The organism is Streptomyces sp. NPDC127098, assembly GCF_042722465.1.
GTDB lineage: Bacteria > Actinomycetota > Actinomycetes > Streptomycetales > Streptomycetaceae > Streptomyces > Streptomyces millisiae.
Genome location: NZ_JBHXFJ010000123.1, coordinates 1 through 8,201, shown reverse-complemented (window position 1 = coordinate 8,201; position 8,201 = coordinate 1). Strand labels below are relative to the sequence as shown.

6 protein-coding genes and 1 pseudogene are annotated in these 8,201 nt (G+C 73.8%); 3 read left to right on the top strand and 4 right to left on the bottom strand.

Annotation, left to right across the window (positions count from 1 at the left end; all coding sequences use genetic code 11):
• Together ACFWI8_RS35755 and ACFWI8_RS35750 are read right to left on the bottom strand one after the other, a co-directional pair.
• Positions 1-520: pseudogene (locus tag ACFWI8_RS35755) on the bottom strand (hypothetical protein); the annotation flags it as partial.
• Between the two features lie 5 nt (positions 521-525).
• Positions 526-1,500, bottom strand: coding sequence for an SMI1/KNR4 family protein (locus ACFWI8_RS35750; RefSeq protein ID WP_387100287.1), 975 nt, complete (start codon positions 1,498-1,500; stop codon positions 526-528).
• Between the two features lie 81 nt (positions 1,501-1,581).
• Here ACFWI8_RS35750 and ACFWI8_RS35745 point away from each other — a divergent pair, with 81 nt between their 5' ends.
• A complete protein-coding gene (locus ACFWI8_RS35745; protein ID WP_387100284.1) occupies positions 1,582-2,553 on the top strand; it encodes an SUKH-3 domain-containing protein in 972 nt (323 codons plus the stop codon).
• A gap of 213 nt (positions 2,554-2,766) precedes the next feature.
• Here ACFWI8_RS35745 and ACFWI8_RS35740 read toward each other — a convergent pair whose 3' ends face one another.
• Together ACFWI8_RS35740 and ACFWI8_RS35735 are read right to left on the bottom strand one after the other, a co-directional pair.
• Entirely contained in the window at positions 2,767-3,759 is a 993-nt protein-coding gene (locus tag ACFWI8_RS35740; protein WP_387100281.1) for a nucleoside triphosphate pyrophosphohydrolase, read from the bottom strand.
• Between the two features lie 30 nt (positions 3,760-3,789).
• Entirely contained in the window at positions 3,790-4,458 is a 669-nt protein-coding gene (locus tag ACFWI8_RS35735) for a SurA N-terminal domain-containing protein (RefSeq protein WP_387100279.1), read from the bottom strand.
• Positions 4,459-4,751: 293 nt separating this feature from the next.
• Here ACFWI8_RS35735 and ACFWI8_RS35730 point away from each other — a divergent pair, with 293 nt between their 5' ends.
• Together ACFWI8_RS35730 and ACFWI8_RS35725 are read left to right on the top strand one after the other, a co-directional pair.
• Complete coding sequence (locus ACFWI8_RS35730; protein ID WP_387100277.1) at positions 4,752-5,540, top strand: ABC transporter ATP-binding protein; 789 nt, start codon at positions 4,752-4,754, stop codon at positions 5,538-5,540.
• On the top strand, positions 5,537-8,131 hold the full coding sequence (locus tag ACFWI8_RS35725; RefSeq protein ID WP_387100274.1) for an ABC transporter permease: 2,595 nt from the start codon (positions 5,537-5,539) through the stop codon (positions 8,129-8,131). Before ACFWI8_RS35730 ends, ACFWI8_RS35725 begins: the two co-directional genes overlap by 4 nt.
• Positions 8,132-8,201: the final 70 nt, after the last annotated feature.

Here is an 8,201-nt window from a genome sequence, read left to right as displayed (position 1 = left end):
CCGCCACCGCGCCCACGGGCGGCGCGCCGGCCGGCTCGGCCTGGCGGCCGGCGCCAGCCGGGGCCGGCTGACCCGGCGGAGCCCAAGGGCGGCCCGCCGGCGGCGGGGTGGGCGCGGCCGGCACGGCGGAACCGCCGCCCGCACCGCCACCGCCGCCGTCCGCCTGGGCCATCGCGTCCTGGAGCCACTGCGGCGGCGTCAGCAGGAAGGACGTCGCGTGCAGATCCACCCGCTCCGGCTCCGCGGCCGCCGGCTCCTGGCCGTCCGCCGCCGCGCCGTACTCCTCCTCGTACCGCCGGATCACCTCGCTCACCGGCAGCGCCGGCCACAGCGTCGTGTCCCCGCTGTCCCGCGCTATCACCAGCCGGCCGCCGCCGAGGCTGTTCCCGTTCGCGTCCTCCGCCCAGGCCACGAAGCCCAGGTCGAACTCCCGCACCCGCACCTCGCGGCGCGGCTCACCGCCGGGACCGCCGTTCACCCAACGGTCGGCCCGCTCCTGCGCCTGCGCGAACGTCACCATCAGGCTCACTCCTCCACCGGAACGGCACGCGCGAATCCGCCGTCCACCATCAGCTTCGCCACGGTCTCCAGCTCCGGCGGATCGCCGGCGAGCCGCAGCAGGAAGTCGTCGAAGTCCGCCCCGCACGGCAGCAGCAGCTCGGTGACCCGCTGCGCGATGCCCAGGCCGTCACGGTCCCGCACGTCGTCGTAGGGGCAGAGCCAGACGGACCCCAGGTCCTCGCCGCGCACCTTGACCGCGATGATCCCGCCGTGCACGAAGGCCACGCCCAGGTAGTCCTTGGTGAGGTGGTCCCGCAGGCACTTGTTGATGTAGACCACGTCGTTGACCGCGGCCTCCTCGCGCAGCGTGAAGAACGGCTGGTCGATCAGCAGCCCCAGCTCCGCGTCGAGCGCCACGCCCATCGGCGCGCAGCCGCCGGCCGCCTTCAGGAAGGACCGGTACGCCTCCGGCAGCCGGTAGCCGAGCCGCTCCTCGGCGGCGCGCACCCGGTCCTCGGGGACGGCCACCGAGTGCGGCACCTGGAAGTGCGTGGGCCGGGTCTCGGCCAGCGGGCGGGTGCCGCGCTTGCTCTGGTCGACGACGGTGGTCGCGAGGCCGCCGTGGTGCCGCAGCAGGGCCTTCACCTCCACCGGCACGAGTTCGAGGCGCCGGGAGTGCGCGACGTGGTGCCAGGTCCAGCCGTGCGGGGTCGCCACCGGCGGCAGGTCGGCCCACAGCTCGTGACCGGAGGCGTGCAGCGCCGCGTTGGCGGACACGTAGTCGGTGAGGCGCAGTTCGTCGACGCCGAAGCCGTCGGGCGGCTCGGCGATCTCCGCCGCGGCTCTCGCGTACGGGGAGAAGTCGGGGTAACCCTGTGCGTCCACCCGTATCCCCTGCGGGAAGCGGGCCGCCCGCACCGGGTCGGGAAACTGCACCACCTGTCCGGCATACGCCCGGTTCGGTGGGGTGGCCTGCTGCCCGAGCCGCCCAGTCATCATGGCGTAACGTCCCCTGCCGCATTCATCACGCTGTACGCGCACAGCCTATGGGGTCGCGTCGACGGTGGCACGATCGTGCTCGTGATAACGGATTCTGAGGCCTCGGCGCCGGGCGAGCCCGGCCGACACCGGCGCGACGCGGCACCGCCGCCGCCCGCGCTGCTGCACCGCCGCGACGGCATCCTGCCCACCACCGCCGCCGCCCTGTCGCTGCCGGAGACCGGCGCGCTGACCGGCACCGCGACGCGCGCCGCCGAGGCGCCGGAGCTGCACCCGGTCGTCGAGGAGATCTACGCCGGCCTCGGCACGGGCCAGCGCGAACGCCACCTGGGGCGCTGCCCCGAGGCGGCGCTGCTCTCCCGCCACCTCCACCAGACCGGCGCCGCCGACCTCGCCGAGGCGAGGAGGGCGCTGCGGGACGCGGGCATCACCACCCGCCACATCCGCGAGGACGGCGACCCGGAGCACGGCAGCTACGCACCGCACTGCCGCTCCTGCGCGGTGCTGATCGCCCGGCTCGGGGTGCGCAGCTTCAGCGCGGCGCCGCTCGTCGACGACGCGCCGGCGGCCGGCGCGCCGTGGGGGGTGGGCAACGCGGAGGAGGCGCTGATGGCGGCGGGCTGGCAGCCGGGCCGGCTGCACGCGGCACAGGCCGAACGCTGGGCGGACGCGCTCAGCGCGCACCGCTCCCCGCACGGGCACCCGCACCACCTCTTCCCGGCCGCGTTCGAGGCCTGGGCCGAACTCGGCGCCGTGACGCTGCGGCCGATCGGGCCCGGCGTGGAACTGGCCGCCTGCCAGGTGGTGATCGACCCGCTGCTCGGCCGGCACTGGGCCCGCACCCTCGGCGAACTCGGCCGGGCCCTGGGCACCGAACTGTGCCCCCTGGGCGCGGAGGGCGGCGGCACGGCGCTCCTCGCGGTCGACCGCGAGGGACGGCTCTACTGCGTCGATCACACGGGCGACTGGTACCTGGGCCACGACGTCCTCACCGGCCTCAACACACTCCTCGCCGGCGCCCGCCCCCACCGCCTCGTCGCCCCGGACGCGTGACGCGCGGCGCGCGGCGCTGGCCGCGCGGGCTTCCGCCGCGGCCCGGCGCTCCGCGCCGTGGCCCGGCCGGCGACGGGGCCGCGGCTTCGCCGCCTGTGCCGCGTCAGCGGCCGGCCCGCGCCCGCGCAGCGGGCGGGCTCCGCGTCAGCGGTGGGCGACGCAGCGCGCCAGCGCGTTTGGTGGCCCACCGCCCCGGAGAGGCGGGGCCGTCCGTCAGCGTTCGCCGCGCTCGGCGGCCCGCAGGGTGTCGCGGTAGGTGCGGGCGGCCGTGCGGAGGGCCGTTTCGGGGTCGGTGCCGGCCGCTTCCGCCTCGGCGGCGAGTGCGAGCAGGCGGTAGCCGTAGTCGTCGGTGCCCGCCGGTTCCGCCGGTTCCGGCGGCGCCGGCAGGCCGGCGCGGCGGGCCCGAGCCGCGAGCTTGGCGGCCAGCGCGAGGCCCGGCTGGGAGAGCGGCACGCCGTCCGTGACCGAGTCGCGCCGCTTCTCGGCGGCCTTCGCCGCGAACCACAGCGCCTTGACGTCCTCGGCCGTCTCGGCGCGCGCGTCGCCGAAGACGTGCGGGTGGCGGCGGACCAGCTTGGCCACGATGCCGGCCGCCACGTCGTCGATGTCGAACGGCCGCTCGGGGTCCTCCGCGGCGATCCGCGCGTGGAACACCACCTGGAGGAGCACGTCGCCCAACTCCTCGCGGATCTCCGCGACATCGCCCGCCTCGATGGCCTCGACCAGCTCGTAGACCTCCTCGATGCCGTACCTGGCGATCTCGGCGCTGGTCTGCGTCGAAGCCCACGGGCACTCGGCGCGGACGCGGTCCATCACCTGGACCAGGTCGAGCAGCCGCGCGCCCGGCAGGTCGTAGGAGCCGGGCAGCAGTTCCAGGGACGGCAGGGCGGTGGCCCGGCCGGAGCCGGCCAGGGCCGCCAGTTCCTCGGTGAGCCGCGGCTCACCCTCGGCGGAGGCGAGCACCACCACGGAACGGTCGCCGGCGCAGGCCGACACGAGCTCCGCGGCGCTCGGGTCGCGCGTCTCGACGGGGACGCCGGCGTCCTTGACGTAGGGGAGCTGCGGGTGCCCGGCGTCCCGGCACAGGACCAGGTCGGCGCCGCGCAGCTCCTGCCACGCCGGCCAGGAGAGCAGGCCGGGGGCCACCCGGTGGGTGGTGGTCAACAGCACGATGCGGCCCGGGCCGCGCAGCTCTTCGGTCGTCACGCCGTCGAGCGTAACGGCCGCCGCGGCCCGCTACGCGGGGTCGACGACGGGCAGCTCGGCCTGCTCGCCGGACCGCAGCCACGGCTCGTCCGCGGCGACCAGCATGACCTGACGCGCGTCCCACTCGCCGTACCGCGGGTTGACGTCCACGCCGACCCGCTCCGCGGTGCGGGTCAGTTCGTCGATCAGCAGCTGCTGGCCGTTGGGGTCCATGTCGGCGCCGATCCGCTGGGCGAGGCCCTGGAAGAGCAGCTGGCTGCGGATCGTCTCGTCGATCTGCTCGTCGCCGGCGAGCGGGACGCCGCCCTGCGGCATCAGCGCGGCCTGCCGCAGCTGCTCCTCGCCGCCGAGGTTGGCGACGACGTTGGCCCGCTCCTCCTGCACGTCGCGGCGGGTGACCTCGACGCCCGCGTCGGCGGCGGCCTGTTCCAGGATCTGCATGTAGACGAGGGAGTTGACCGTCTGCTGGGTCAGCGCGGCCGTGGTGGCGATCAGCTCGTCGGCGTTGGGCTGGTCGCGCTGCGCGTCGCGCACGGCGTCGACCCGCGCCTGGACGGTGGCCAGCGAGATGCTCCGGTCGCCGACGACGGCCGCGTCGCCCGGGTGGGCGTCGGTGGAGCAGCCGGTCAGCAGCGGGGTGGCGGCGAGCAGCGCGACGGCGGCGGTTACGGTCAGCGCGGACGTACGGCGACGCTTCACTTGAGCACTCCCGTGTGCTGATGATCCGGTCGGTCGAGGGTGGCCGCTCGATCTTATGCAGAGCGAGCGGCGAACACTAGGTCATCGTCACCCCCACCCGCCCCGGCCGGCGGGCCCGACTTGACCTTCCCCCTACGTGAGGCAGCACCCTTCCTCGGGTCTCCCCTAGGGGAAGCCGCGACTTTCTCCGACCCCGGGGTCGTCCTCAGGGGCGACGCGGGGCCGGGTGACGGTTGCCTAGGCTCTGGGGGAAATCGAGTGGGGTTCCGGAAGAAGCGAACAAGGAGACAAGAGTGGCAACGGCTGTAGTGGATCCGGCGACCGGGGGCAGCGGAGGGCACTCGGCCGTGGCCGCGCGCGCGGAGGGCGTGGTCAAGGCGTACGGGGACGGGGAGACGCGGGTCGTCGCCCTGGACGACGTCACGGTCGACGTGGAGCGCGGCGGCTTCACGGCGATCATGGGGCCTTCGGGTTCCGGCAAGTCGACGTTGATGCACTGTCTGGCGGGTCTGGACACGGTGACCAGTGGGCGGATCTGGATCGGGTCGACGGAGATCACGGGTCTGAAGGACAAGAAGCTGACGAAGCTGCGGCGGGACCACGTCGGCTTCATCTTCCAGGCGTTCAACCTGCTGCCGACGCTGAACGCGATCGAGAACATCACGCTGCCGATGGACATAGCCGGGCGCAGGCCGGACAAGGACTGGCTGGACCGGGTCGTGTCCACCGTCGGCCTGGCCGACCGTCTCAAGCACCGTCCCAACCAGCTCTCCGGTGGGCAGCAGCAGCGTGTCGCCGTGGCCCGCGCCCTCGCCGCCCGACCCGAGATCATCTTCGGCGACGAACCCACCGGCAACCTCGACTCCCGCGCCGGCGCCGAAGTCCTCGGCTTCCTGCGCCGCTCCGTCGACGACCTCGGCCAGACCATCGTCATGGTCACCCACGACCCCGTGGCCGCCGCCTACGCCGACCGCATCGTCTTCCTCGCCGACGGCCGCATCGTCGACGAGATGCGGCAGCCGACGGCCGACCGGGTGCTGGACCGCATGCGTGGCTTCGACGCGCAGGGGCGGACGTCGTGACCGTCCTCAAGACCTCGCTGCGGAGCTTCTTCTCGCACAAGGGCCGGATGGTCCTGTCCGGGATGGCCGTGGTGCTGTCGGTGGCGTTCGTCTGCGGCACGCTGGTGTTCACCGCCACCATGAACACCACCTTCGACAAGCTGTTCGCGGAGTCCGCCTCGAACGTCATGATCGCGCCGGCCGAGCGGGACGACGAGGTCAGCGCCGTCGAGGGCGACAGCGGCCCGGCCAACGGCATCCCCGACACCGTGCCGGCCTCCGTCGTCGACGAGATCTCCTCCGTCGACGGGGTGGAGCGGGTCACCGGCAACGTGGCCGCCACCAACGCCGTGGCCGTCAACGCCGACAACGAGAACCTCGGCCCCACCACCGGCGCCCCGACCGTCGTCACCAACTGGTCCGACGTCGAGCTCCGCACCTCGGAGATCGCCGAGGGCCGCGAGCCCGCCGGCCCGGGCGAGGTCATGGTCGACGGGGACACGGCGGACGGCAAGGACATCGCGATCGGTGACGAGATCCGCCTGATCACCGCCATCGGCGACTACCAGGTCACAGTCACCGGCATCGTCGACTTCACCATCACCAACCCCGGCGCCGCCCTCTTCTACCTGGACCGGGCCACCGCCCAGGAGTACCTGCTCGGCGGTGAGGACGGGTTCACCACCATCTATGTCGACTCCACCGGCGCCGTCAGCGACGCCGACCTCAAGTCGGCCGTCGCGTCCGTCGTCGGCGCGGACACCTACAAGCTCCAGACCTCCGCCGAGTACATCGAGGAGAACCGGGACGCGCTGGGCGAGGTCCTGTCCATCCTCGAGTACGTGCTGCTCGGCTTCGCCGGCCTGGCCCTGCTGGTCGGGATCTTCCTGATCGTCAACACCTTCTCCATGCTGGTCGCCCAGCGCACCCGCGAGATCGGCCTGATGCGGGCCATCGGCTCCAGCCGCCGCCAGGTCAACCGGTCGGTGCTCATCGAGGCGCTGCTGCTCGGCCTCATCGGCTCGGTCCTCGGCTTCGGCGCCGGCGTCGGCATCGCCGTGGGCCTGATGGCCCTGATGAGCGCCCTCGGCATGAACCTCAGCACCGAGGACCTGACGATCGAGACCTCCGTGCCGGTCGTCGGCATCGTGCTCGGCATCGTCGTCACCCTCCTCGCCGCCTACATCCCGGCCCGGCGGGCCGGCAAGATCAGCCCGATGGCCGCGCTGCGCGACGCCGGCATGCCGGGCGACGTGCGGGCCGGCCGGATCAGGGCCGGGATCGGCGCGGCGTTCACCGTCCTCGGCCTCGCCGCCCTGGCCGGCACCGCCACCGTCGAGTCGGCGGCGGACGGCGCCGGCTTCCTCGCCCTCGGCGTGGTGCTGAGCCTGGTCGGCCTGATCCTCGTCGGACCGGCCCTGGTGGGCCTGGTGGTGCGCGGCCTGAGCGCGGTGCTGCTGCGCGGCTTCGGCCCGGTCGGCCGGCTCGCCGAGCGCAACGCGCTGCGCAACCCGCGCCGCACCGGCGCCACCGCCTCCGCCCTGATGATCGGCCTGGCGCTGGTCGCCGGCCTGTCGGTGGTCGGCTCCTCGATGGTGGCCTCGGCGACCGAGGAGATAGACGAGTCGCTGGGCGCCGACTACATCATCAACAGCAGCACCTTCACGCAGATCCAGCCGGACGTCACGGCGGCGGTGCGGGACGTGGCCGAGCTGGACCACGTCACCGAGGTCGCCAACGTGCGGACCGAGGTGGCCATGCCGAACGGTGAGGACGTCGACGTGCTGCTGAGCGCCGCCGACCCCACCTACGAGCAGGACATCGCCATGGACGTCGTCGAGGGCGACCTCGGCGAGGCGCTCCAGCCCGGCGGCGTCTCCGTGGGTGACGAGGACGCCGAGGAGTACGGCATCGCGCTCGGCGACGAACTGCCGGTGACGTTCGACGGCGGCACGGTCACCGTCACGGTGCGGGCGATCCTCTCCCAGGAGGAGGCGGTGGCGACCGGCACCTGGAACCTCGGCCTCCAGACCCTCCGCGAGGGCGTGCCGGACGAGGCGGCCATGCCGCTGCCGTCGATGATCTTCGCCGCGGCGGCGGAGGGCCAGCAGGACGCGGCGCGCGCCGCGCTCGACGCGGCCATGGAGCCCTACCCGCAGATGGAGGTCCGCGACCAGGCCGAGTACAAGGAGCTGATCCAGGACCAGGTGGGGCAGCTGCTCAACATGGTCTACGGGCTGCTGGCGCTGGCGATCATCGTGGCGGTGCTCGGCGTGATCAACACGCTGGCCCTGTCGGTGGTGGAGCGCACTCGGGAGATCGGCCTGATGCGGGCCATCGGCCTCTCGCGCCGGCAGCTGCGGCGGATGATCCGCCTGGAGTCGGTCGTCATCGCCCTCTTCGGCGCGCTCCTCGGCCTGGTCCTGGGCCTGGCCTGGGGCGCGGCGGGCCAGCAGCTGATGGCGCTGGAGGGCATGCGGGTCCTGGAGATCCCCTGGGGCACGCTCCTGACGGTCTTCATCGGCTCGGCGATCGTCGGCCTCCTGGCGGCCCTGATGCCGGCGTTCCGCGCCGGCCGGATGAACATCCTCAACGCGATCGCCACGGAGTAACGGCGGCCGAGGGTTCTCCCCTCGCCCACCCGCGCCTTCGCACTGACGCGCGCCCCCCGCAGGCCCGGCC